Raw genomic sequence first — 24792 nt, forward strand, 5'->3', positions numbered from 1 at the left:
CATGATCGGCTACCCGCCATTGCAGATCCGGGTGAAGACTCCCCGACTCGAACTCGTCGGCGCCGACGATGAGATGCTCGCGGCGCTCGCCCCTCTCGTGCGGGACGGCAAGGTCTTCGCGGAACCCGCCCCCTACGACGATCCGATGTCGTTCTACGAGTCCGACCCGGACGTGCGGGTGAGCAGGTGGCTCCAGAGCGTATGGCGTGGACGGGGACGCTTCTCTCCTTCTGACTTCCGGTTGGCCTTCGCTGTCCTCGTCGATGGTGAGGCAGTGGGGATGCAGGATCTCATTGCGGAGAAATTCGACTCCTGCGGGACGTTCGCGTCATTCTCCTGGCTGTCGACGGATGTGCGCGGTCGCGGCCTCGGCACCGAGATGCGCAGTGCTCTGTTGCATCTCGCGTTCGCGGGGCTCGGGGCGAGTGAGGCCGGTTCCGATGCGTTCGTCGACAACATCGGATCGAACAAGGTGTCTGAAGCCTTGGGGTACGAGCGCAACGGCGTCGACTGGGACATCCGCCGAGGCGAGCCGGGACGCATCCAACGCTGGCGCCTGACCCGCGAGGCGTGGGAAACCAGACGGCGGAACGACATCGAGCTCAGCGGAGTCGAGGACTTCTGCACTTTCCTAGACCACCACTAATTGCTACCTGACGGCGGCCCAGCAACCTCGCGCGAGGTATCTGGGCCCCCGTCAGGTAGCAATTAGGGCGGTCACAGGCCCAGGGAGAACACCTCGTGGTCGGGGGACTTGTGTCGGAGTTCGGGGTTGCGCTGCATCCCGAGCTTCTCTGCCACTCGCTGCGACGGTCGATTGTCTCGGTGGATGATGGCGGTCAGTGTTGCAGCCACCTCGAGCTCACGAGCGTGATCGACGCAGGCCAGAGCCGCCTCGGTGGCGAACCCATTACCTTGGTCGGACGGCTTCACATGAAAACCGACCTCAAGGTGAGGTGCGCCGTTGACGGTCTGCCAAGTCAGGCCGCAGTCGCCGAGGAACTCACCTTTGTGCGTCTCCACGATCCACAGACCGAACCCGTGCTCTGCGTAATTGCGTCGGTTCCACCGGATCCACGCAGCCGCCTCGGTGCGGTCTTTGGGGTGAGGGTAATACTCCATCACCTGCGGATCGCCGAGGAGGGCGGCCATATCGTCGAGATCGTCGTCGGTCATCTCCCGCAGGCGCAGACGAGGAGTGTCGCAGGGCGGCATGAGTTCAGGATAACCGGGCGGGCCGAAGTGCGTGAAGCTGCCGGAGTGTTCAGCCAGATCGGCGTCGTCGACGGTCACGAATGACCGCGAGTGTCGTGGCGGTGATCATGAGTACGAGGGCCAAGAGCCACAGAAATGCGGCGAAGTCATGGAACGGCGCCGCCTGGGAACTCAGTATGCAGGCGGCGGCGAACAGGATGAATGCGACGATCCAACGGGTGAGTACCGAGTGCTTCATCGCTCCTCCAACGTCAGGGTTCACGGCCGTTGGCACTGACTCTAAGTAGAGCAAGGGTGCCTGTCAACGCCGGTGACGGCGGCCCAGCAACCTGGCGCCAGGTATCTAGGCCCCCGTCAGGTAGCAATTGGGGAGGAGATGACAGCGACCCTGCGTTCACACCAAGTGGGTGAACGCAGGGTCGCTGGTGAATCTCAGAAGTCTCTAGGTGAGACTCTCAAAGAGTCTCAGAGGCCGCGGACGCGAGTCGCCTGCAGGCCCTTGGAGCCCATCTCCGAGTCGAACTCGACGTTCTGACCCTCGGTGAGCTCGCGGTAGCCGGAGGCTTCGATCGCGGAGAAGTGAGTGAACACGTCAGCCGAACCGTCGTCAGGCTGGATGAATCCGAAACCCTTTTCCGCGTTGAACCATTTCACGGTACCTGTTGCCATAATCTTTGTATCCTTATTTTTTAACTGATGACCGCTGCTGCGATCGTGATGGTCGAACCCATTGCTGGATTCGGCTTTCCCGCTGGCTGGACTGGATCTTCAGACGCAGATCCAACGAAAATCTGTGGGTGAACCGAGGACTTGGAATTCATGGTGAGGATGAGTTCTCCGATGAGAGGTCTCTGTCTCAGACGAAATCGTGGGGATACTCGGTTTCGATCATGCACTCGAAAGTGCTGGACGGAAGTCGAAAAACGACTGAACTGGAAAATCATGAGGGGCGCGGAAGGCAGACACGCGCCGACGGACAAACACATGGTGACGAGCGAATCTACCTACTCTTCAGACACCATCTGCTCCGCACATTTCTGTACGGGAACGATTCAAGCTTAACAGAGCGATCGCCCCTCTGGTGATTTCGACCAAGAGATTTCTATCGAGAGATGACACACAGTGTTGTGCGCTCGACCGTGCGGCTGTTTAGGATTGTATACATTCCGTTTTGTATGCAATCCGCCATGCCCCGGACGCAGGAGCACCCGACCGTGGACAACCGAGAGACACCAGCGCCGCCAGGACCCCGCCGACAGCAACGCCTCGCCGCGAAGTACCGGCGCCGACGCACCTTCGTCGCCGTGGCTGCGGTCCTCATCATCGCTGCCCCGGTGACGATCGCGGTGGCGGTGCACAACCTCGGCGCGAACATCTCCTCCTCACCGCTGCGCGCTCATGGCGGCGACGTTCCGGAGAAGCTCACCGATGAGACGAACGTCCTCATCATCGGTTCTGATACCCGCGATCTCGACTCGGCGAAGGAAACCACCGATGATACAGACTCGGGTTCCGATGTGGACTCCGGGACCTCCTCGGTGAAGGGATTCGGCAGCGCCGAGGGAGCCCGCAGCGATGCGATGATCCTCGCCCACGTCGCCGCCGACGGCGACCGCATCGACGCCGTGCAGATCCCACGTGACACGATCATGGACATTCCGGCTTGCGACGACACCGGCCACGGCGCATCAGCGGCCACGCACGGGATGATCAACTCGGCCCTCAACGGCGGACCTGCCTGCTCGGTCTCGGCCGCCGAGGTGCTCACCGGGGTGCGTGTCGACCACTTCATCAACGTCGACTTCGACGGATTCGCTGCGATCGTCGACGCACTCGATGGGATCACCGTCGACCTAGATGAACCGCTCACGGACCCGAAGGCGAACCTCGACCTGCCCGCAGGCGAGCAGACGATCGGCGGTGACGACGCCCTCGCATTGGCTCGGACGCGGCACGCCGTGGGCGATGGCAGCGACATCTCCCGCATGGGCAATCAGCAGATGGTCATGGAAGCCATCATCGACCGCGCCAAGAGCGGCCAAGTCCTCACCCGGCCCGACCGCCTCTACGGATTCCTCGACGCCGTGACCTCGACGATCGGCGTCGACGACGAACTCGACTCCATGCGAGCGCTCGCCTCCCTCGCCACGACGGTGGCCTCAGTTCCCGAGGACGACATCACCTTCGAGATCATGCCGTGGGCACCCGCGCCGGAGAACCCCAACCGGGTGGTCAAATCCGCCGAGGCGGACGACGTGTTCACCGCCATCATCGACGACTCACCGATCGCCGACGTCCTCGGCTGAAGCCAGCCCGGGCTGACCCGACTGAACCCGGCAGAGAGCCGTCGAGCACCACTGTCCAGGCGATATTCATCCGCGGCTCCTAGACTGGACGACATGTCTACGATCGAAATCACGCAAGACAACTTCGAGTCGACCATCAACGACAACGAGATCATCCTCCTCGACTTCTGGGCCGATTGGTGCGGCCCCTGCAAGCAGTTCGCCCCGGTCTTCGAACAGGCCGCCGAGGCCAACCCCGACATCGTCTTCGGCAAGATCGACACCGAAGCCCAACAGCAGCTGGCCGGTCTCTTCGCGATCTCCTCGATCCCGACCCTCGTTGCCTTCCGCCAGGGAATCGTCGTCTTCGCACAACCCGGTGCGCTCGCCGCCCCGCAGCTCGAACAGGTCATCACCGCCGTCAAGGGACTCGACATGGACGAAGTCCGTGCCGAACTGGCCAAGCAGGAAGCCGCCGCTGCCGCAGAGACCGACGGCGCCGACGGTGCCGCACCCGATTCGATCCCGGCGGACCCGGGCGTCGACAAGTGACCGCGACCAGAAGCCACAACGATCACAGCCACGCCGACAACTCCGGCGTGCCCGATTCCGTGGCCGCCTGGGAAGAGCGCTACGCCGACTCCGACGACGCCATCTGGTCCGGAAACCCGAACGAGTCCCTCGTGGCCATCGTCTCGGAGATGACCGCCGGCCGCGTCCTCGACGTCGGCTGCGGTGAAGGCGCCGACGTCGTCTGGATGGCCGAGAACGGGTGGGACGCCACCGGTATCGACCTCTCGACCACGGCCATCGACCGTGCCCGCCGGGCCGCCGAATCCCGCGGCGTCTCCGCCGAATTCGCCGTCGCCGACGTCTCCACCTGGGAACCTGAGGACGACAATCGCCGAGGCGGCTTCGACCTCGTCACCGGATCATTCCTCCACACCCGGTTGCCCGACACCCGAGAAGAGCTCCTGACCCGCGTCGCCGCACACGTGGCACCGGGCGGGGCCCTCCTGCTCGTCTCCCATGCGACGATGCCGCCGTGGGCCGCCGAACACAATGAGAAGTTCGACCACGGCATGGAACACCACCACGAACCGGTCAGCCCGAACGGAGACTTCGCACTCCTCATCGGCGCCAGCCCGGACCGGTGGGAGATCGAACTCGCCGACACCCGCACCCGCCAGGTGACCTCACCGTCGGGCGAGCCTGCCGAACTCGAGGACGCGATCCTCCTGGCCCGCCGGGTCTGAACTCAACGAACCGTACAAGGCACCCAACGACGAGGCGGCTGCACGGTCGATCCTGACCGCGCAGCCGCCTCGGCGATCCGGGTGATTCCCACCCCCTGGGACGCGGCCGAAAACCCGGTCTCACCTGGTGCATTTCCGACCTCTGAGGGGCTATGGTGGTCCCATGGCTCGGTTCAGCTTCCTCGAGTGGCCGGTACTCCGGCAATTCCGCACGTCGGACAAGACGGGACGCGGCGAATCCGTGGTGTCCCAGCAGACTCGAGACACCACCCCACGCACGGTCACGGCCGACAAGGTCGTCCAATCCGTGTGCCCGTACTGCGCCGTCGGCTGCGGACAGAAGATCTTCGTCAAGGACGACAAGGTCGTGCAGATCGAAGGCGACCCGGACTCACCGATCTCGCGCGGACGCCTATGCCCGAAGGGTGCAGCCAGCGAACAGCTCGTCAACAACCCGGGCCGAGTCACCGACGTCCTCTACCGGGCCCCGAAGGCCAAGGACTGGACGAAGATCGACCTGCCGACCGCGATCGACATGATCGCCGACCGGTTCATCGAAGCCCGCCGCAACCACTGGGAGGACTTCGACGACAAAGGCCACCCGCTGCGGCGGACGATGGGCATCGCCAGCCTCGGCGGAGCAACGATCGACAACGAGGAGAACTACCTCGCGAAGAAGCTCTACACCGCGGCCGGGGCAATACAGATCGAGAACCAGGCGCGTATTTGACACTCCGCCACGGTTCCCAGTTTGGGAACCTCGTTCGGGCGCGGCGGCGCCACACAACCCGTCCAGGATATGGCGAATGCGGACTGCATCATCATCCAGGGTTCCAATATGGCCGAGTGCCACCCCGTGGGCTTCCAATGGGTGACCGAGGCCAAGGCCCGTGGTGCCCGCATCATCCACGTCGATCCTCGTTTCACGCGCACCACCGCGATCGCCGATAAGCATGTGCCCATCCGGGCCGGCTCCGACATCGTGCTGCTCGGTGCGCTCATCAACCGTGTCCTGACCGAGGGACGCTACTTCGACGAGTACGTGCGCGCCTACACCAACGCCGCGAACCTCATCAGCGACGACTATGTCGACACCGAGGATCTCGACGGACTGTTCTCCGGATTCGACCCGGACACGAACTCGTACGAGAACTCGACGTGGTCTTATCAGACGGATGAGCACGGTGCACCGCTCAAGGACCCCAGCCTGGAGAACCCGAAGTCGGTCTTCCAGATCCTGCGGCACCACTACTCGCGCTACACGCCCGAAATGGTCGAGGAGAACTGCGGAATCAAGCCCGCTGACTTCGACTACCTCTACGAATCGGTGACCGAGAACTCGGGCCGGGAACGGACCACGTGCTTCGCCTACGCGGTCGGCTGGACTCAGCACACCCTCGGCGCGCAATTCATCCGCACCGCCTCGATCCTCCAGCTCCTGCTGGGCAATATGGGTCGTCCGGGCGGCGGAATCATGGCGCTGCGCGGGCACGCGACGATTCAGGGATCGACCGATATCCCGACCCTGTTCAACCTGTTGCCCGGCTACCTGCCGATGCCCAGCGCCGGAGTCCACGACACCTTCGACGACTACGTCGCAGCCGTCGGCACCCCGGAGACCCATAAGGGCTACTGGGCCAACGGTCGCGCCTACGCCACCAGCCTGCTGAAGGCCTGGTGGGGCGATGCGGCGACGAAAGACAACGACTTCGCCTATGACTATCTGCCGCGCATCAACGGCGCCCACGGCACCTACCAGACCGCGGTGCGCATGCTCAACGACGGCGTCGACGGCTATTTCCTGCTCGGACAGAACCCGGCCGTGGGATCGGCCAACGGGCGCATGCAGCGCATGGCGATGAGCCACCTGAAGTGGATGGTTGTGCGCGACTTCAGCCTCATCGAATCCGCCACCTGGTGGAAGGACGGCCCCGAGATCGAGACCGGGGAGCTGAAGACCGAGGACATCGACACCGAGATGTTCTTCCTGCCGGCGGCCAACCACACGGAGAAGGCCGGCACGTTCACGCAGACTCAGCGTCTCGTGCAGTGGCGCCACAAGGCCGTCAATCCGCCCGGGGACGCACAGAGCGAGCTCGACTTCTTCTTCGAACTCGGCCAAGCCGTGCGCGAGAAGCTGAAGGACTCCGACGACCCCCGAGATCGGCCGCTGCTCGACATGACCTGGGACTACCCGGTCGACGACGAGGGCGAAGTCGACGCCGAGGCGGTCGTCAAGGAGATCAACGGCTACTTCATCGGCGGTGAGCGCGACGGTGAGCCGCTGGAGAACTTCAACCAGATGACCGACGACGGTGCCACCGCAGGAGGCTGCTGGATCTACGCTGGTGTCTACGCGGGAGGCCAGAACATGGCCGCGCGCCGCAAACCGCGCGACGAGCAGGACGAGACCGCCGCCGAATGGGCGTGGGCATGGCCGGCGAACCGTCGGATCCTGTACAACCGTGCCTCCGCCGCACCCGACGGAACTCCCTGGTCGGAGCGGAAGAAGTTCGTGTGGTGGGACGAGGAGACCGGGAAGTGGACCGGCAAGGACGTGCCCGACTTCCCGATCGACCGAGCCCCTGCCGCCCGATCGGATGCCGCCTACGGGGGTCCCGCGAACCTCGACGGCGATGATCCCTTCATCATGCAGGCCGACGGCAAAGGGTGGCTGTTCGCACCCAGCGGCATGATCGACGGACCGATTCCCACTCATTACGAACCGCAGGAATCGACGGTCACGAACCCGCTGTACTCACAGCAGAACAGCCCGACCCGGATGGTCATGCGCCGCGAGGACAACCTGTCCGCACCCGGTGCCGGAGTGCCCGGATCCGAGGTCTTCCCCTATGTGTTCACCACCTACCGTCTCACCGAGCACCACACCGCCGGAGGCATGTCCCGGTGGCTGCCGTACCTGTCGGAGTTGCAGCCGGAGATGTTCTGCGAGATCTCACCGGAACTCGCCGCCGAGGTGGGTCTCGAACCCTACGGATGGGCGACCCTGGTCTCCCCGCGGGCGGCCATCGAGGCCCGCGTCCTCGTGACCCGCCGCATGACCCCGCTGACGATCGGCGGGAAGACGGTCCACCAGATCGGCCTGCCCTATCACTGGGGCGTGGGCGGCACGGGAGCCGTCGTCGAAGGCGACTCCGCCAACGACCTGCTCGGTGTGACGATGGACCCCAACGTCTACATCCAGAACAGCAAGTACGTGGCCGGAACGATCATGCCCGGCCGCCGTCCCCGCGGACCCGAACTCGTCGACTTCGTCGAGAAGTACCAGCGAGAGGCCGGGCTCAGCCCCGAATCGGGCAACCAGCAGGTCACGGTGTCCGCCGAGGATGTCGAGACCTCCCACGACGCCGGACATGGTCGCAGCTCTGGTGGGCACGCTCACCGAGGCGGCGACTCGGCCGTCGGCGTCACCCCCGGAAAGACCCTGGACGGGGGACCGCAGGGAAGTTCCGATCGGAACGATACGACCGCCTCGGCGACGGTCGACAGCGCCGAGGATCGCAGCGGCAGGATCACCATCGAACCCGCCGAGGCGACCGAGTCCGCCGAACCGACTGAGACGGCTGTGGCGAACCGCGCCGACGACGGGGACCCCACCGACGGGGACCCCGACCACGGACGGCACGCCGACGGCAGTGCGATCGCCGACACCGAGGTGGCCGAAGCGGAATCTCGCGCCCGCGCTGCCCGGGACCGGCAGGAGAACGAGGAGGAGGACGACTGATGTCGACACCGACGATCGATGGGGGCGCGCTCGCGGACGGGCACTGGCACGATTCCGCGCACAACCGCAAGGGATTCTTCACCGACACCTCGATCTGCATCGGCTGCAAAGCCTGCGAGGTTGCGTGCAAGGAGTGGAACAACAACCCTCAGGACGGCACCTTCGAACTGCTCGGCTCCTCCTACGACAACACTGGCAGCCTCGGTGCGAACACCTGGCGGCACGTCGCGTTCATCGAACAGGATTCAGAACGCATCGAGCAGGCGCGGGAATCCGGACGCAAACTCGTCAACCTCGGCATGCCCACGATCCGCCCGCGCACCGATGAGAACGCTGGTGCACAACCGTTGGACGGGGCTTTGGGAGCCGCTGCCGAGGGCCGGAACTCCGCCGGACTGCCGACGACTCCTGAACTGAACGTCGACCTCTTGGCCCCCGGAGCCTTGGAGCCGACCGACCTGTCCGGCGTCGACACGACCCCTCCGGACACCGCTGACTTCCGGTGGCTGATGTCCTCTGACGTGTGCAAACACTGCACTCACGCCGGCTGCCTCGACGTCTGCCCGACCGGTGCGCTCTTCCGCACCGAATTCGACACCGTCGTCGTTCAGAACGACGTCTGCAACGGCTGTGGCACCTGCGTGGCCGGCTGCCCCTTCGGCGTCATCGAACGCCGCGACGACGGCACGATCAACACCCCCACCGACCGCGATGACCGCAAAGCCGCGGACATGGACGTGCCGAACGCGGGCACAGCGAACAAGTGCACCCTCTGCTACGACCGCCTCGTCGAAGGTCAGGAACCCGCCTGCGCGCAGACCTGCCCGACCCAGTCGATCAAGTTCGGCGACCGTCAGGACATGGTCGACCAGGCACATGAGCGCGTGGCCGAACTCCACGCGAAGGGCCTGACCGAGGCCCGCCTGTACGGGGCGAACCCGAACGACGGGGTCGGCGGCACCGGATCCGTGTTCCTCCTCCTCGACGAACCCGAGGTCTACGGCCTGCCGCCCGACCCGCGGGTCGCGACGAAGGACCTGCCGAAGATGTACGCCAACGCCGGAATCGCGGCGCTGGGCATGGTCGCCGCCGCCGGACTCGCGTTCCTCGGGAGCCGCCGTTCATGAGCACATCAGAATACGATTCCTACCGCCCACCCGAGCCCGAAGGCGGACGCAGAAAACGTCGCCGAGGCGGCCGTGGAGGTCCCGGCGGACCTGGCGGTTCCGGTGGTCGACGGGGCGGCGGGTGGAAGAACCGCGGAGCCGATGGCAACCGTGAGATGCCGATGGTCGAGGACGTCGAATTCACCTCGTATTACGGCCGACCGATCGTCAAGGCTCCACCGTGGGGCGACGAGATCGGTGCGTACCTGTTCCTCGGCGGTCTGGCCGGGGGCTCATCTCTGCTGGGCTTCGGCGCACAACTGACCGACCGGCCCGGCATGCGCATCGCCTCCCGGATGACCGCGATCGCCGCGACCGGCATCGGCGGTGCCGCACTCGTGGCCGACCTCGGCCGGCCCGAACGGTTCCTCAACATGATGCGCGTGGTCAAAGTGTCGTCGCCGATGAGCTTGGGCACGTGGATCCTCTCGGGCTTCGGCGTCGGATCGGGTGTGACCTTCGCGATCGAACTCGACCGAATCACGGGTGAGAAGCTGCTGCCCCTGGGCCCGCTGCGCAAGGTGCTCCACGGTCTGGAGACGCCAGCCGCTGTTGAGTCCGCCTTCTTTGCCACACCGCTGGCCGCATATACCGCCGTGCTTCTGGGGGCGACGGCCGTTCCGACGTGGAACGCTGCCGGTCGCAATGGTCTGCCGTTTGTGTTCGTGTCCTCGGCTTCCATGGCCGCCGGAGGCGCCGCGATGGCATTGGCGCCGGTCGCCGAGACCGGACCGGCCAGGCTGCTCGCGCTCGCCGGGACTGCCGGTGAGGCCTATGCGATGTCGGCGATGAAGAAGCGCATGCACCCGGCCGAGGTCGATCCGATGGACGACGGCGAACCCGGACACAAGCTCCACCGGGCCGAGAAGCTGCTCATCGCCGGAGCCGTCGGTGCCGCCGCCGTCGAGGTGGGGGCGCGCGTGTTCGCGAAGAAGCTGGGTGGGCGTAGCTCTGGCGGCTCAGCGAGTGCTTCAGGTGTGGCTGGCGCAGTTGCTGAGGCTGTCGGAAGTGCAGGCTCTGCTGGGGTAGCAAAGCGGAGCTGGAAGACGCGTGCTGTGCTGCGCGGACTGTCCGTCGTCTCCGGTGCGGCCTTGGCGGCCGCCTCGGCGTATACGCGCTTCGGAATGCTCGAGGCCGGCATCGAATCGACGAAGGACCCGCGTCACGTGGTCGAACCGCAGCGCGCTCGCCTCGAAGAGCGTCGCGCGGCGGGCATCACCGACGACTCCATCACCACCGGGCGGTAGGCGCGCGGGCGGGACATCACCGCTAAGCGCGAGCGCCCCCACCGTGAGCACCCCTCACTGTTCGTGTTGCTGGGCGCCGGTAGTGCCAGCACCCACTCGCGAGTGGGTCTTCCTACAGTTCCTATGGAACCCCTCGCCTTTAGTGCCAAAACACCTCGGTGCAACGGGGTGGTTTGTGAGGACCGATAAAGGATGCTCGATATCGTCGCGAAATTTCCCTCGGCGAACGCCGATTGGTCTCAAAAACAGCCTCACCAGGCACCTTATTCAGCAACAGTGCTTGCAAATTGAAGTGCGTCGGGTAGCGTGAGAGAACTATGAAGAAGTTGCTTAAGGACCGCCAGAGCATCAAGCTCGGTGTGTTTGTGGCAATGGCCTTCCCGTTGATCTACTTCGGGATGAATTTCCTCGGTTGGAGCAATGAGATGTTCAACTGGTGGCAGACACTCCTGGCCGGTCTCTTCACCGGTGCCTTCTTCTGGTTCTTCACGTCCAGCTTCCGCCAGTTCCGCGACGAGGACGTCACCCCGCGCCGATAGTGCCCCTCACCGCACGTGCACGCCTGAGCCGGCGACGATCTCGCCGATAACGGGGTGACCAGGCAGTTCGCCCACGACCAGCAGTCCACCCGACGTCTGCGCATCGGCCAGGAGCAGCAGGTCGTCCTCACTTACCGAATCATCGGCAGTAAGGTTCGGCCGCACCCAGTCGAGGTTGCGCCGGGTCCCACCGGAGACATATCCGGCAGCGATCGACTCATCGACTCCGTCGAGGCGGGGCACCGCAGCCGCATCGATGACCGCTCCGACTCCGGAGGCCCGTGCCATCTTGAACAGGTGCCCGAGCAGGCCGAAACCGGTGACGTCCGTGGCTGCCCGCACGCCTGCAGCCACAGCCGCCCGTGAGGCCTCGGCGTTGAGCGCGGTCATCGTGGCGATCGCCTCGTCGAAGGTCTCACCGGTGACTTTGTGTCGGTTGTTGAGGATCCCCACCCCGATCGGCTTCGTCAATGTCAGCGGCAGACCCGCCTCGGCGGAATCATTGCGCATGAGCTCATCCGGGTGGGCCACGCCCGTCACGGCCATCCCGTACTTCGGCTCGGGATCGTCGATCGAATGACCGCCGGCGACGGGGCAGTTCGCCTGCGCCGCAACATCGAGCCCGCCGCGCAGAACCTCGGTGAGCAGCTCCATCGGCAGCTTCTCCCGCGGCCATCCGACGAGGTTGATCGCCGTGACCGGGGTCCCGCCCATCGCGTAGATGTCGGACAGGGCATTGGCCGCGGCGATGCGCCCCCAGTCGTAGGCATTGTCGATGACAGGGGTGAAGAAGTCCGCCGTCGAGAGCACCGCGAGGTCGTCTCGGACCCGCACCGCCGAGGCATCATCGCCGTCGTCGAGGCCGACGAGGACATCGGGACCGGACTGACCGACCAACCCGCGCACCGCATCCTCGAGCTCGCCGGGGGGAATCTTGCAGGCGCATCCTCCACCGTGGGCGAACGAGGTCAGACGGTCCTGAATCGCAGTCATACTGCGAGACTAACACCGGCGGTCAAGGCCGTCGGCGGACGCCCGATTCCATTCTGTCACCGAGGCGACCGTGCACCTCCGTACGGGCGCACGGCCGGTCGTTCGCCCGGGTCAGTGCCTCCCCGCCGGACGGCCGGCCCGCCGCGCGCGGGCCGCGCGGACGGCGATGATTCCGCCGATGACCAGCAACGCGCCGAGCAGTGCGGTGAGCAGAACCGGTCCGCCGGTGCGTGGCAGATCCCCACCCCCGTCGGACGATCCGCCCCCGTCGGACGATCCGTCCACGTTTGCGCCGCTTCCTGACGAGGCACTCGAAGAGGCATTCGACGAGGCTCCGGCCGAACCGCTTCCCGCCGAGGAATCCTCATCGGCACCGGCCGAGGCCTTGGTCGAGGCGCCGTCATCGTCCGACCCCTCCGATGAGCCGTCCTCGCCTCCCGTGGAGGAAGCGTCGGAGCCGTCCTCAGCTCCCGCACTGTCGGCGGATCCGCCGCTGTCGGCCGATCCGTCGTCATCGCCGGGACCCGGAGGCGGTTCTTCCCCCGCGACCTCGACGGTGGCCTTCGCAGTCTTGCCGTTGACGGTGACCTCGAGGACCGCGGTTCCCGGGTTCTCCGCGGTGATCTGACCCGTCGCCGGGTTGACGCGGACGACGTCGGAGGCCGCCTCGGGGACCCCTGATTTCACTGACTGGGCACTGACCTTCGCACCCGTCGCCTGCTGCATGTCCACCTCGGCGCCGGAATCGACCACGACACCGTCGCCGCCCCATTGGGCGGTCGCCGGCCACCCGACGGGAACGGTGCGCTCACCCTGTGTGAAGGACGCCGCGACGTCCGCGGACTGGCCCGGGGCCAGGGAGCCGGGTGCCTCGAGTGAGATCGAATCGACGCGCGGCTTCGTCTCCGCGGCCAGCCAGCCGACCCTATCGGCTGTGGTCGGATCGTCCCCGACGTCGCCGACGCCGGGATCGATGCCGAGCATCGTCCACCCGGTGAATCCGCCGGTCGCCGGGGTGCCGGCCGGATCCTTCCCGGAATTGCCGTTGATCAGGTAGCTCACGCCCTCCATCGCGGACCCGTGGAATGCTCCTACGTGGCCGTTGATCACGGCCGCGGACTTCCCGCTGTCCTTGCGGAACTCTCCGAGCTTCTTCTCGAGTTCCGCGGCCTCCCGTCGGTCCCCGAGCTGGCTCGTCTCCGACGGCAGCGGATCCTGCGGGGGATGGTGGAAGAACACGGTGATGCCGGTCAGCTCGTCACGTTCGGCCACCTCGTCGAGGGCGTCTTCGAGCATGTTCAACTGCGAATCATCGCTGCCGTTGAGGGTCCCGTCCGAGGAATTCAGGGTCACGATCTTCGTCCGCCCCACGGTGTGCTCGCCCGTCGGGGAACCGAATGCGGCCTCGAAGTTGTCGATCTCCCCACCCATGATCTCGTGGTTGCCAGGCACGTAGATGTAGGGGATCGACTCATCCCACTCCTCGTCGATGATCGTCTTCGCCAGGTCGAAATCCTCCTGAGAGGCCTCGTCGACGAGGTCGCCGTTGATGACGAGCAGATCCGGCTTTGCGGCACGGATCTCCTTGAGCGTCCGCCTGGCACCCTTGACAGCTTCGGAATCCGGGTCGGTGGCGACGAACTGGGCGTCGCTCATCACGGCGATGTTCTGCGGACGGTCAGCGACGGTCCCGGTCGTCAGCAGCGCCGGATCATGCCGCGCCGAGGTGGCCGGATCGTCGGTCTCAGGCGTGGAGATCGCCTGGAGGTCGGAGATCGAAATGTCCCCCTTGTACTTCTCGGCAGACCGGGTCTCCATCATCCGGATTCGTTCGAGGGTGAGCGGTTGGGAGAGCCCCTCGGGGACGGTGAAGCGGACCTTCTGCCACCCGTCGAAGGTGATGTGGTCGCCGTCGATGTTCGTCACTGTGCCGTCGGGAGTGCTCACCTGCAGCCTCGGCCAGGCCCCGGTGCCGTCGCCGCGGACCATCATCTCGAACGCCACCGTGTTGCCTTCCAGCTTCACCGGCTCCTTCGGGATGAGGTAGTAGCCGCGCGTCGCCGAGGAGGTGGAGAAGTCATATGTGAGATCGATGCTCGGCTTGCCATCAGGGCTGGGCTCACCTGCGGTGAATGAGCCGGTGGCCCGATCGTGGCCGTCGGTGAACGCCGAGGTGTCGGAGAAGTCGAGGACCTCGGTCGTTTCGGTGCCGACGGTCACCGGGATCGTCGTTGTCACGTCTCCGACGGTGAGCTTCACGTTCCCGGACGTCGGTTCGTCGTCGCGGGAGTCCTTGCCTTTCCCAGCCGTCGACGAATCGGCGGAGACGACGAGTTCGCCGAGTCCGTCGGTGTCGACCGTCAGCCCTTCGTCGGCGTCGACGTCGATGTCGCCGGTTTCGATGAGAGAACGCCTGCCCTCGGAGTCGAAGCCGGTCAGGGACACCGTCTGCGAGTCCTGGGCGTCCTCGAGGTTGATGCTCCGCGCGCTCGGCCAGAGTCCGACCGGTTCGCCGAGCACATCGAGGTCCTGTCGCGCGGTGTGCCCGTCGACGGCATAGCTCACGCGACCCTTGCCGGTGGTCTCACCGGTCACGCGGGCGTTCGACTCATCGGAGTCGGCGAGCTTCACTCCGCCGTCGGCGGAGAACGTTCCGGAGGAGGCGATCGGTTCGAGATTCTTACCGAGCCCGGTACCCCTCATCGATCGGCTCAGCCCCTTGAGCACGGTGGTCTGTCCGTCGAGTTCGGGTTCGATCTGCGCATCGGCCAGCTGCTCTGCGGGGGCGTCTGAGTAGAAGACGAGGGCATTGGCGACGGTGCGCTGCTTACCGTCGGACGGGTCGTTCTGCAGTGCCGGAGCATCTGCGCCGGCTGTGCGGGCGAGCATCGTCGTCGACCCGCCGCCGTCGAGGTTGACCGCGTTGTAGGCGCCGATGTCAGCGAAGAACTCGCCCATGTCCTCGAGACTCATGCCTCCCGAGGACTCGCTGCGTCCGTCGATGGTGGTGACGAACAGCTCCGAACCGTCCTTGCTGATGCCCACCGCGGTGCGCGGGTGTTCGGTGTCTTCGAGGTCGCCGGCGGGGAGGTCGGGAACCGAGCCGTCGGCCAGGATCTGGTGGCTGCCCGCGATCCCCATGTCGACATCCTCGCTCGGTCCGATCTCGACATCGACGTCGTCGCCGACTTCGAGTTCCGACAGCGTCTTCGCCCCGGCATCGCGGCCGAGTAGGACCTGTCCGTCTGCCGGGATTTCCGGGTCGCCCGCTTCGTCCACCATGCCCGAGGTTTCGGTGACCTTTCCGTCGACGACAGTGACGCGGGCGACCTCGGCGGCTATGTCATCGGGGCCGCCGACCGGACGGTCGAGCGTATGGTCTCCCCACGCCTCGTTGTACACACCGATGGTGTCGGGACTCAGCTCCGGGTTGTTCAATCCGCCGAGTTCCGTCTCCTGCCCGTCATGGGTCAGCGTTCCCGCCGCGGAGAGCATCGACACGGCTGCCTTCTTGTCCTCGAGCGTGAGCGCCGGTTTGGCCTCCTTCGAGCCGATGCGCATTCCCTCCCGAGACACCGAGGTGTAGATCGGTGCCCACGACTGGTTGATGTCGAAGAACGTGCCGTTGACGGCGGCCACGGCCTTCTTCCCCTCGGGTCCGCCCGCCATGATCTCGCTGGTGGTACCGGCGCCGGCGACCTTTCCCGTGTCGCGGACGTCCATCGACAGGGAGTCCGTGGTGAGGTCCGCGGTGAGCACATTGCCGTTGTTCCACCCTCCGTCCTCGAGACGGGAGAAGTTCGTCAGGTCGAGTCCCGGAGCCACGCGTTTGGTTTCGACGTCGCGCAGTGCCGACCCGTCCCTGCCGAGGTCGTCATCACTCTGCGGTGCCGCATAGGCCGGCGTTGAGGCGGGACCCGGAAGACTGGGAAGCGATCCGGTGGGTGCGATAGGGGCAGCGAGGACCGCCAGTGTGGCGAGGATGGCGGGGATGAAAAGTCGCGCTCCGGCGGGATGGGATCGGCGGTGTGACCAGGCAGGATGAAGCGAAGAGGGCATGACGACCTTCGAGCGGTGATGGCTGGGAACCTTGTCACCTTAAGCCGCGCTCGGAGAAGCCTGAGCGAATGGTGAGTGAACTCGGTCGGAAGATCGGTACCGGCGCGCTCGATACTGGTTCGTTTGGTCAAACGAGCGCCGCCCCGGCCGCATCGGCCCTTCGCTTCACCTCGCTCACACCCGCGATAGGATTCCTTATGGAGGCGTCCGTGTCCTGGTGGGCGCCCTGGTCTTCAAAACCAGTGAGACCGAGTATCTCGGTCTGGCGGGTTCGATTCCCGTCCGCCTCCGCCAACCGTTTCGCGGTCCCGCCGACTCAGCGGCCCCGCCGTGACCCCGCATCGAGGAGGAGGTCAGATGGTCGAGTCCGACCCGCGCCGGTCCATTCCGCGCACGGATCATCTCCTCGCCCTGCCCGAGGTCATCGCCGCAGGTGAGCGCCTCAACCAGGCGACCATCAAGGCGATCATCTCCGAGGTGCAGACCGCGGCCCGAGCCGGTGAGATCCCTGTCGCTGAGGTGGCCCCCACCATTGTCTCCTCGCTCGCTTCCCGTTCGGCCTCCTCCCTGACCCCGGTGCTCAACGCCACCGGCATCCTCGTCCACACGAACCTCGGCCGGGCACCGCTCTCACCTGCGGCGACACAGGCCATCACCGAGGCGGCCGGCTACGTCGACGTCGAAATGGACCTCGGCACCGGCAAACGCAGCAAGCGGGGGACCGGAGCGAAAGCCGCCCTGCTGCGGGCCTGCCCGGCGGCCGAGGACGCCCTTGTCGTCAACAACGGAGCCGCCGCCCTGCTGCTGGCTGTCACTGCACTGCGCGGCCGCGGCAGTTCCGGCACCGCGGCCTCGGCGAATATCGATCCTGTGCGGAAATCAGCATCCCCCACCGCCGAGCCCGGCGAGATCATCATCAGCCGCGGCGAACTCATCGAAATCGGCGCCGGATTCCGCCTCACCGACCTCATGACGACGACCGGCGCCAGGCTGCGCGAGGTCGGCACGACGAACCGCACCCACCTGGCCGACTACGCCGAGGCCATCAACGACGACACGTCCTGCCTGCTCAAGGTGCATACGAGCAACTTCCGCGTCGAAGGATTCACCTCCTCCGTCGAGGTCGCCGAACTTTGCACACTCGCCGACGAACACGAGCTGCCGCTCCTAGTCGACCTTGGCTCCGGACTCTTCACCCCCGACCCGGCTCTGCCCGACGAACCCGACATCGACACCGCCCTGCGCGCCGGCGCCGACCTCGTCATCGTCTCCGGCGACAAACTCCTCGGCGGCCCGCAGGCCGGCCTCATCCTCGGCCGCACCGAAGCAGTGCAGACACTGGCCAAACACCCCCTGGCCAGAGCGCTGCGCACGGACAAACTCACCCTCGCCGCACTCGAAGCCACGATCACGCACACGGCGAACCCGATCCACGACGCCCTCCACATCGACCCGGACCGTCTGCGCGAACGCACCGAAACCCTCGCCGAGGCGGTCGGTGCCACGATCGTCGAACACGACGGACGAGTCGGCGGAGGGGGAGCTCCCGGCGTGCCCCTGCCCGGCTGGGCAGTCGAACTTCCCGAAGCCTGTGCCGCGCCGCTGCGCCGCGGCGATCCTGCGATCGTCGCCCGAGTCCACCGGGGACGATGCTTGGTCGACCTGCGTTGCGTACCCGATAGCGAAGACAACCGCATCGCTACCGCCATCAAGCGAGTCCGTGCTGACAATGCCTGACACTTTCGTCATCGCCACCGCCGGACACGTCGATCACGGGAAGTCGACCCTGGTCAACGCCCTCACCGGGATGGAACCCGACCGGTGGGCCGAAGAGAAGAAGCGCGGGCTGACCATCGACCTCGGTTTCGCCTGGACGACCCTGCCCTCGGGGCGCGAACTCGCCTTCGTCGACGTTCCGGGGCACGAAAAATTCCTCTCGAACATGCTCGCCGGGCTCGGCCCGGCCCCCATCGCCTGCTTCGTCATCGCCGCCGACAAAGGCTGGCAAGCCCAATCGAGTGACCACCGCGACGCGATCAATGCCCTCGGCATCACCCACGGCCTCGTCGTCATCACCCGCGCCGACCTCGCCCCCGACTCCGTCGACACTACAAAAGCCCAGGTCAGCGCGCAGCTGCGTGGAACAACGCTCGAAGCTGCGCCGATCGTCACGGTCTCGGCCACGACCGGAGAAGGCCTGCCCGAACTCATCAGCGTTCTCGACGAGGTCACGGCCACGGCCAAGTCCCCGGCCGCCTCGGGGAGGGTTCGCCTGTGGGTCGACCGCGCGTTCACGATTAGGGGCGCCGGCACCGTCGTCACCGGAACCCTCACCGCAGGCACCCTGACCACCGGCGATACCGTCGAACTGCGCGGTGAGACCATCGACCGGACCGTGGGTGTGCGGGGTCTGCAATCCCGGAATTCCACCACCAACGAGGTGGCCCCACAGGCTCGCGTGGCCGTCAACCTCCGCGACGTTCCCGCCGACGACCTCCACCGCGGCGACGCCTTGCTCACTGCCGGAGCTTGGACGATCATCGACACGATCGACGTGCGCCGCACCATGGGCGAGCCACTCGATTCCGGCATCCACGAACTCATGGCCCATATCGGCACCGCCGCCGTGCCTGCCAGGCTGCGATCCTTCGACGCCGATCACGCCCGGCTCACCCTCGACCGACCACTTCCTGTGCAGGTCAGCGACCGGATCGTGCTGCGCGCCCCGGGCAGCCGCAACGTATTCGCGGGTCTCCTCGTCCTCGACGTCGACCCGCCCGAACTGACCCGGCGCGGCGACGGTGCCAGGCTGGCTCGGGAGCTCGCCGAGCGTCCCATCGAAGGCGACATCCTCGCCGAGGCGTCCCGCCGAGGAGCCGTCGAACGCTCTGTCCTCACCCGGTTCGGACTCCAAGTGCCCGAAGCCGGCTCCCTGCCGGCCGAGGTAGAGGAGGTGGGCGGCTGGATCGTCCACGCGCCGGCGCTGACAGCCTGGGTCGAGTCGGCGAAATCACTGGTCAGCCGTGAACTCGCCGCCTCGCCGATGGCCGCGGGAGTGCCCGTCAAAGCCGTCGCAGAGGCACTTCAGCGAACTCCGGATTCAGGTCGCAGACGCGGCGCCGAATCGAAACGCGACTCCCCGGCGAAGGCGAAAATCCAACCGGCTCTGCCTCTGCCCGAAGGCTCCGGCGGCGCGATTCGCGCACTGCTCAACCAGATCATCTCCCGCGCCGGGCTCGAAGCCGTCGACGGAATGGTCCGCCCGCCCGGGCATACCTCGGGACTCGGTGCCGCAGAAGCCGGGATCGCCGAGATCGAGCGCCGACTTGCAGCCGACCCGTTCGCGGCACCGGAAGCCGACGACCTGCGCGAACTCGGTCTCGGAGCGCGGGAGCTTGCGGTCGCCGAGAAGGCGGGACGGATCCTGCGCCTCGGCGACGGAATCATCGTGTCTCCGCGCACTCCCGCGCAGGCGATGCGGATCCTCGCCGGTCTCGCCCAGCCCTTCACCACGAGCCAGGCGAGGCAGGCGCTGGGGACGACCCGACGCGTCGTCATCCCTCTCCTCGAACATCTCGACGGCCGGGGCTGGACGCGCCGACTCGACACCACACACCGCGAAGTCGTGCGCTGAGGACCCTCGCGGCATTATCGGATGTGCGGCCACGACGACGAACCGATCGCCGGGTCGGTGGGCGGCCGCCTCGGCGAAACTCAGTGACCTGTATTACGATCAAGTCGGAATGATCGTTCGCGCCGATTCGGGCGCTTTCGTCGATGGTATGGGTGATAACTGACTGCGGTGATGGGGCCGCAGCGACGCCATTCATCGCCTCATGATCCCCATATCCGGGCGCGCTGCCCTGATCGCAGCACTGACCGTCCACCAGAAATTCTCACCATTGACCGTCTCCGGTCGCGCAGATGCGATTCCGACCCGAGACTTCCGAAGGAGCAACCATGTCGAACTATCGTGTTCAGAATCCCGCCACGGGCGAGGTCGTCGAGACCTTCCCCGAGGCAACGAATGCCGAGATCGAAACCACCGTGACTGCCGCCCACTCCACGTACCTGACGTGGAAGGACACCGATATTCAGGAGCGGGCGTCGGTTGTGCGCAGGGCTGCGGAGATCTTCCATGAGCGCAAGGACGAACTTGCCAGAACGATCTCGGTGGAGATGGGCAAGTCGTATGCCGAGTCTGTTGACGAGGTCGAGTTCGCTGCCGACATCATCGACTACTACGGCGTCCACGGGCCCAGTCTGGTCACGGATTACCAGATCCCGTCGACCATCCCCGGTATCGCACGCATCGAGTCTCTGCCGGTCGGTGCTCTGTTGGGTGTGATGCCGTGGAACTTCCCTTACTACCAGGTGGCCCGGTTCGCTGCCCCGAATCTGGTGTTGGGCAATACGATCATGCTCAAACATGCCGATATCTGTGGACGGTCGGCGCTGTTGATCGAGGAGATCTTCCTCGCCGCCGGTGTCCCTGCCGGCGGATATAGCCACTTGTTTGCCAACCATGATCAGATCGCTGCGATGATCGCTGACTCCCGGGTTCAGGGAGTGTCGTTGACCGGGTCGGAGCGGGCGGGTGCGATCATCGGTGCCCAGGCCGGACAGAACCTGAAGAAAGCTGTGCTCGAGCTTGGTGGCATCGATCCGATGGTCGTCCTCGATGCCGACGATGTGGCGGCGGTCGCGCGTGAGGCGTGGGAGTTTCGGACGTATAACGCCGGTCAGGTGTGCAACTCGAATAAGCGCCTCATCGTTATGGATGACATCTATGACGACTTCGTTGCCGAGCTCGTGAAGTTGGGGACCGGGTTGACGCCGGGGGATCCGCTGAATCTGGGTGAGGGTGAGTATGTGCCGTTGTCGAGTCGTGCCGCTGCCGAAACCCTTGATGCGCAGGTGAAGAAGGCCGTTGCTGAAGGTGCTCGTGTGCTCATCGGTGGTGAGTTGGGTGAGGGCCCGGCGGCTTATTATGCGCCGACGGTGCTCGTCGATGTGCCCCGAGGCTCGGAGTCGTATGGTGAGGAGCTCTTCGGACCGGTGGCGACTGTGTTCAAAGTGTCCAGCGATGAGGAAGCGCTCGAGTTGGCGAATGATTGTGCCCTTGGTTTGGGTGGATCGGTGTTCTCGTCTGATGAGGGCCGTGCTGATCGTGTGGCGTCTCGTCTTGAGGTGGGGATGACGCATGTGAACACGATTGCTGCTGAGGCGGCTGAGTTGCCCTTCGGTGGGGTGAAGCGGTCTGGTTTCGGTCGTGAGATGGGTCCGATCGGGATGGGCGAGTTCGTGAATAAGCGCCTCCACTTCATCGCGAAATAAGGGCAGATCGGCTCACCCCAAGACCACCGCAACCGTCGTCGAGCTCCCGGCGGCCGCTCAACCCACTGCGGTCGTCGGTCAGCTGAGTGATGCGGTGATCATGTCCTCCATCGCCGAGGCAGTCAGTCCTCGCCACTGCTCACGTGACGGTGCGGACGGGATCCGCGCGCCGCGCACCTTGGCCAAGGCCACCTCGGTGATGGGGGCATGCTGCGGAAACGCGTTCAACACGTGACGTCCGGCTTCGTCCTTGCCGATGATCTCCCCGGTACTGAGCGTGTGATGCATGCGCGCGGGACCGAGCACACACCACTCGACGGTGCTCGCGGTCAGCCCCCTCGGGGACGTCAGCAGTCGCCGCAGCACAGCCTTCGGATCTTGCGGCGGACGCTCGTGCAGCTGCGTTGCCAGCGGGATCCAATACTCCCGCAGATTCGTGCGGATCCACGGTTGAAGAGCCTCCGGCTGCGCATCGAGATCCCATGCAGCGATCGGTCGTCCCCGCACCGTGATGCCGCCGTCGACGAGCTCCTTCCAGATCACTGGATTGACGTCGAACGCGCCGTGCGCATCGAAGATCTCACCCGTATGGGAGGCGATCGGACGGATCTCGGTGACGGGGCGACTGACCTCGGACTCGGCGATGAAGACGGTATTGCAGCACGCACTCACTCCTCGCCCGCGCACTGCTCCCACCGTCAGACGGGGTGCCTGTGAGAGGTGAAGCAGGCGCAGTCTCCGGATGAGATCCGGCCGCGTGCGCCAATCCTCGGCGATGACCGCGACGAGGTCGATGTCGCTGCGCCCGGGACGATAAGCGCCAAGCGCGATGGACCCGGTAACCCCGCAGGCGATGATGCCGCCGGGCAGGATCCGATCGGCAATACGCAGGTAGGACCTGATGGCCTGCGCGGCGTCGACTGGCAACTTTGCGGTCATGGAAACAGCGTAGCCCCGGCTCCATCCGGTATCCGTTCAGGGAACGCTGAGGACAGGGAAACCTGCAGTTCAAAGCGAGTTGAAATCCCATTGCCTCTCCATTGACGGTCTGTTTGTTGAGCACGCTCTTCCGATCCGACAGCCTGGATTGCGGGCACGAGATCAGGGTCACGTTGAACTCGGTGGGAGGAAGCCGAGAGGACCCGACGCCCGATACAACTGGAAAGTGGGAACTGATGAAACTCGTACGCAAGTTCGCGGTGACAGCCCTTTCCGCGGCTGTTATCGCCGGCGGTGTCTCCATGGCGACCGCTTCGTCTGCAGAGCCAGCCCCCGTCTCCAAGGAGGCCGCTCCGTTCACCAGCAAGGCCCTCGACGGCGGCAAGGTCCCGAGCACCCAGGACGCCACGCAGCTCACTCAGGAGCAGATCGACAATGCTCGCACGATCATCGCTGTCGGCAAGGGTGCAGAACTGTCGACACAGGCGCAGAAGATCGCCGTGATGACGGCCCTGCAGGAGTCGAGTCTCATCAACGTCGACGGGGGTGACCGCGACTCCGCCGGTCTGTTCCAACAGCGTCCCTCCATGGGGTGGGGCACTCTGGCTCAGGTGACCGACCCGATCTACTCGTCGAAGTCGTTCTACGGAGTCAACCCCGAGGGCGCGAACCGCGGCCTCATCCAGGTCCCGGGGTGGGAGACGCTGTCCCCGGGAGCCGCCGCACAGGCAGTGCAGGGTTCCGCGTTCCCCGACGAATACGACAAGTGGGAGCCCCTGGCGACCGAGCTCGTCGAGGGCAACCAGGACGTCGACCCGATCAGCTGATACGCCCCAAAGCCGTACTCCGGCCGTGCCCCGAAACCGAATGTTCCGACGTCACAAGTGCACATACGAGAAGCATCAGGAGAGAAGATGACAATTTCGCGCACACTCACGACCACCGTTCTCACCGCGGGAATCCTCGCCGGAGGAACCATGATGACCACCGCACCGGCACAGGCCGACCAGACACCCGCCGCTCAGTCCTCCACTGCACAGTCCTCGGCTGCACAGGCAGAATCCGGCAGAACCGCCTCGGCGCAGTCAGATGACCGCCGCGACGAGATCATCAGTCGCGCCCAGACCTGGGTCGACCAGGGAGTGCCCTACAACTGGGACGCCACCCATCCGGATCCACAGGGCAAGCAGTACCGGATGGACTGCTCGGGTTTCGTTTCGATGGCCTGGGGACTCGATGACAGCCTCAACACCGTGACTCTGCCCGATGTCTCCCACAAGATCGACAAGGACGAACTGAAGCCCGGCGACGTCCTGATGAAGGGCGGCCCCGGCACCGAGGGCGCCAACGGCCATGTGGTCATCTTCAACGGCTGGGCCAATGACGACAAGACCGCCTACCACGCCCTCGAGGAGAACGGTTCGCTCGGCTCGGTCGCCCACGAAGTCTCCTACCCCTATGACCAGGACGACAGCTTCGTCCCCTACCGTCTGAACGGTCTGTGATCTGATCGGTTCGTGATCAGGCATTGAACAGCGGGCAGCGTTCCGCGCTCGAGCACCGATTCGTCGCCGCGTCCCACTCAGGGGCGCGGCGACGATGCCTGCGCCGAGGATGTCAGACCGGAGGGACGGGATCGATGAGGCCCAGGTCACGTCCGGCTCCTGAAGTTTCCCTGGCCCCGGCCTGCAAACGGCCCGACGAGCCGATCGAGACCCCGATCACGGGAAGGTGAGAGCGCCGCTGGTGACCGCATGGCGTTCAGCGAATTCTGATCGCATGCACACGGATCCGTGACGATTCGTTGCGATGAGAGTAAGTCACCTCGAAGTCTCTCTGCATTGAACAGCGCCGATCGGTCCGTCAGTGTTGTGTGGGGCGATTCCACGGCACCTTCTGCTTTGGTGTTTCTGTGCCGACCACAGACCAAATGCCGCAGAACAAACGACGTGTGCCGCGCACCAGGAATCGCCGACCGGGTCGATGACCCGATCAAGAGAAAGTGAGAACA

At 65.4% G+C, this 24792-nt stretch carries 18 protein-coding genes, 1 tRNA gene and 1 pseudogene; 14 read left to right on the top strand and 6 right to left on the bottom strand.

Going from position 1 to position 24792, the window contains the following annotated elements:
- The first annotated feature begins 1 nt into the window (after nucleotide 1).
- Nucleotides 2-646, top strand: coding sequence for a GNAT family N-acetyltransferase (locus tag BEP01S_RS03085; RefSeq protein WP_062240450.1), 645 nt, complete (start codon nucleotides 2-4; stop codon nucleotides 644-646).
- Between the two features lie 71 nt (nucleotides 647-717).
- Here the strand turns inward: BEP01S_RS03085 and BEP01S_RS03090 are convergent, their stop codons facing one another.
- The 3 genes from BEP01S_RS03090 to BEP01S_RS03100 all read right to left on the bottom strand — a co-directional run bounded on the left by BEP01S_RS03090 (nucleotide 718) and on the right by BEP01S_RS03100 (nucleotide 1884).
- A complete protein-coding gene (locus BEP01S_RS03090) occupies nucleotides 718-1293 on the bottom strand; it encodes a GNAT family N-acetyltransferase (protein WP_244882032.1) in 576 nt (191 codons plus the stop codon).
- On the bottom strand, nucleotides 1265-1453 hold the full coding sequence (locus BEP01S_RS03095) for a hypothetical protein (protein ID WP_062240452.1): 189 nt from the start codon (nucleotides 1451-1453) through the stop codon (nucleotides 1265-1267). Before BEP01S_RS03095 ends, BEP01S_RS03090 begins: the two co-directional genes overlap by 29 nt.
- 227 nt (nucleotides 1454-1680) lie before the next feature.
- Nucleotides 1681-1884, bottom strand: a complete 204-nt coding sequence (locus BEP01S_RS03100) for a cold-shock protein (RefSeq protein ID WP_062240453.1) — start codon at nucleotides 1882-1884, stop codon at nucleotides 1681-1683.
- A 518-nt stretch (nucleotides 1885-2402) separates the two neighbouring features.
- Between BEP01S_RS03100 and BEP01S_RS03105 the strand changes: the two genes are divergently transcribed.
- The 7 genes and pseudogenes from BEP01S_RS03105 to BEP01S_RS03140 all read left to right on the top strand — a co-directional run bounded on the left by BEP01S_RS03105 (nucleotide 2403) and on the right by BEP01S_RS03140 (nucleotide 11453).
- Nucleotides 2403-3521: an LCP family protein gene (locus tag BEP01S_RS03105; protein ID WP_062240455.1), complete on the top strand. Its 1119-nt coding sequence runs from the start codon at nucleotides 2403-2405 to the stop codon at nucleotides 3519-3521.
- Between the two features lie 93 nt (nucleotides 3522-3614).
- A complete protein-coding gene (gene trxA, locus BEP01S_RS03110; protein ID WP_039211761.1) occupies nucleotides 3615-4052 on the top strand; it encodes a thioredoxin in 438 nt (145 codons plus the stop codon).
- Entirely contained in the window at nucleotides 4049-4756 is a 708-nt protein-coding gene (locus BEP01S_RS03115; RefSeq protein ID WP_083532486.1) for a class I SAM-dependent methyltransferase, read from the top strand. The genes trxA and BEP01S_RS03115 overlap by 4 nt, the downstream gene beginning before the upstream one ends.
- A 163-nt stretch (nucleotides 4757-4919) precedes the next feature.
- Nucleotides 4920-8081, top strand: a pseudogene (gene fdnG, locus BEP01S_RS03125) (formate dehydrogenase-N subunit alpha); the annotation flags it as partial.
- A gap of 419 nt (nucleotides 8082-8500) precedes the next feature.
- A complete protein-coding gene (locus BEP01S_RS03130; RefSeq protein ID WP_062240459.1) occupies nucleotides 8501-9628 on the top strand; it encodes a 4Fe-4S dicluster domain-containing protein in 1128 nt (375 codons plus the stop codon).
- Nucleotides 9625-10914 (top strand): NrfD/PsrC family molybdoenzyme membrane anchor subunit, encoded by a 1290-nt coding sequence (gene nrfD / locus BEP01S_RS03135; protein WP_062240461.1) that lies wholly within the window; start codon nucleotides 9625-9627, stop codon nucleotides 10912-10914. Before BEP01S_RS03130 ends, nrfD begins: the two co-directional genes overlap by 4 nt.
- Before the next feature lie 317 nt (nucleotides 10915-11231).
- Nucleotides 11232-11453, top strand: a complete 222-nt coding sequence (locus tag BEP01S_RS03140) for a hypothetical protein (RefSeq protein WP_062240463.1) — start codon at nucleotides 11232-11234, stop codon at nucleotides 11451-11453.
- A gap of 6 nt (nucleotides 11454-11459) precedes the next feature.
- On the opposite strand, the gene selD is transcribed toward BEP01S_RS03140, so the two are convergent.
- Nucleotides 11460-12446: a selenide, water dikinase SelD gene (selD, locus tag BEP01S_RS03145; protein WP_062240465.1), complete on the bottom strand. Its 987-nt coding sequence runs from the start codon at nucleotides 12444-12446 to the stop codon at nucleotides 11460-11462.
- 111 nt (nucleotides 12447-12557) lie between these two features.
- On the bottom strand, nucleotides 12558-16505 hold the full coding sequence (locus BEP01S_RS03150; protein WP_062240466.1) for a phosphodiester glycosidase family protein: 3948 nt from the start codon (nucleotides 16503-16505) through the stop codon (nucleotides 12558-12560).
- Between the two features lie 199 nt (nucleotides 16506-16704).
- Between BEP01S_RS03150 and BEP01S_RS03155 the strand changes: the two genes are divergently transcribed.
- The 4 genes from BEP01S_RS03155 (at nucleotide 16705) to BEP01S_RS03170 (ending at nucleotide 21842) form a co-directional block, all read left to right on the top strand.
- Nucleotides 16705-16799: transfer RNA gene (locus tag BEP01S_RS03155), tRNA-Sec, on the top strand.
- Nucleotides 16800-16862: 63 nt separating this feature from the next.
- Nucleotides 16863-18242: an L-seryl-tRNA(Sec) selenium transferase gene (gene selA, locus BEP01S_RS03160; RefSeq protein ID WP_062240469.1), complete on the top strand. Its 1380-nt coding sequence runs from the start codon at nucleotides 16863-16865 to the stop codon at nucleotides 18240-18242.
- A complete protein-coding gene (selB, locus tag BEP01S_RS03165; RefSeq protein ID WP_062240471.1) occupies nucleotides 18235-20139 on the top strand; it encodes a selenocysteine-specific translation elongation factor in 1905 nt (634 codons plus the stop codon). The genes selA and selB overlap by 8 nt, the downstream gene beginning before the upstream one ends.
- Before the next feature lie 326 nt (nucleotides 20140-20465).
- Nucleotides 20466-21842 carry an NAD-dependent succinate-semialdehyde dehydrogenase gene (locus BEP01S_RS03170; protein ID WP_062240472.1) on the top strand — a complete coding sequence of 459 codons (1377 nt, stop codon included), beginning with the start codon at nucleotides 20466-20468 and terminating at the stop codon, nucleotides 21840-21842.
- Between the two features lie 78 nt (nucleotides 21843-21920).
- Here the strand turns inward: BEP01S_RS03170 and BEP01S_RS03175 are convergent, their stop codons facing one another.
- Nucleotides 21921-22781 carry an aminoglycoside adenylyltransferase domain-containing protein gene (locus tag BEP01S_RS03175; protein WP_062240475.1) on the bottom strand — a complete coding sequence of 287 codons (861 nt, stop codon included), beginning with the start codon at nucleotides 22779-22781 and terminating at the stop codon, nucleotides 21921-21923.
- 236 nt (nucleotides 22782-23017) lie between these two features.
- Between BEP01S_RS03175 and BEP01S_RS03180 the strand changes: the two genes are divergently transcribed.
- Both BEP01S_RS03180 and BEP01S_RS03185 read left to right on the top strand, forming a co-directional pair.
- The gene (locus BEP01S_RS03180; protein WP_062240476.1) at nucleotides 23018-23608 is read left to right on the top strand and encodes a hypothetical protein; all 591 of its coding nucleotides are present in this window, start codon (nucleotides 23018-23020) and stop codon (nucleotides 23606-23608) included.
- An 87-nt stretch (nucleotides 23609-23695) separates the two neighbouring features.
- Nucleotides 23696-24286 (top strand): NlpC/P60 family protein, encoded by a 591-nt coding sequence (locus BEP01S_RS03185; protein ID WP_062240478.1) that lies wholly within the window; start codon nucleotides 23696-23698, stop codon nucleotides 24284-24286.
- Nucleotides 24287-24792 lie beyond the last annotated feature (506 nt).

Source organism: Brevibacterium epidermidis NBRC 14811 (assembly GCF_001570805.1).
Taxonomy (GTDB): domain Bacteria; phylum Actinomycetota; class Actinomycetes; order Actinomycetales; family Brevibacteriaceae; genus Brevibacterium; species Brevibacterium epidermidis.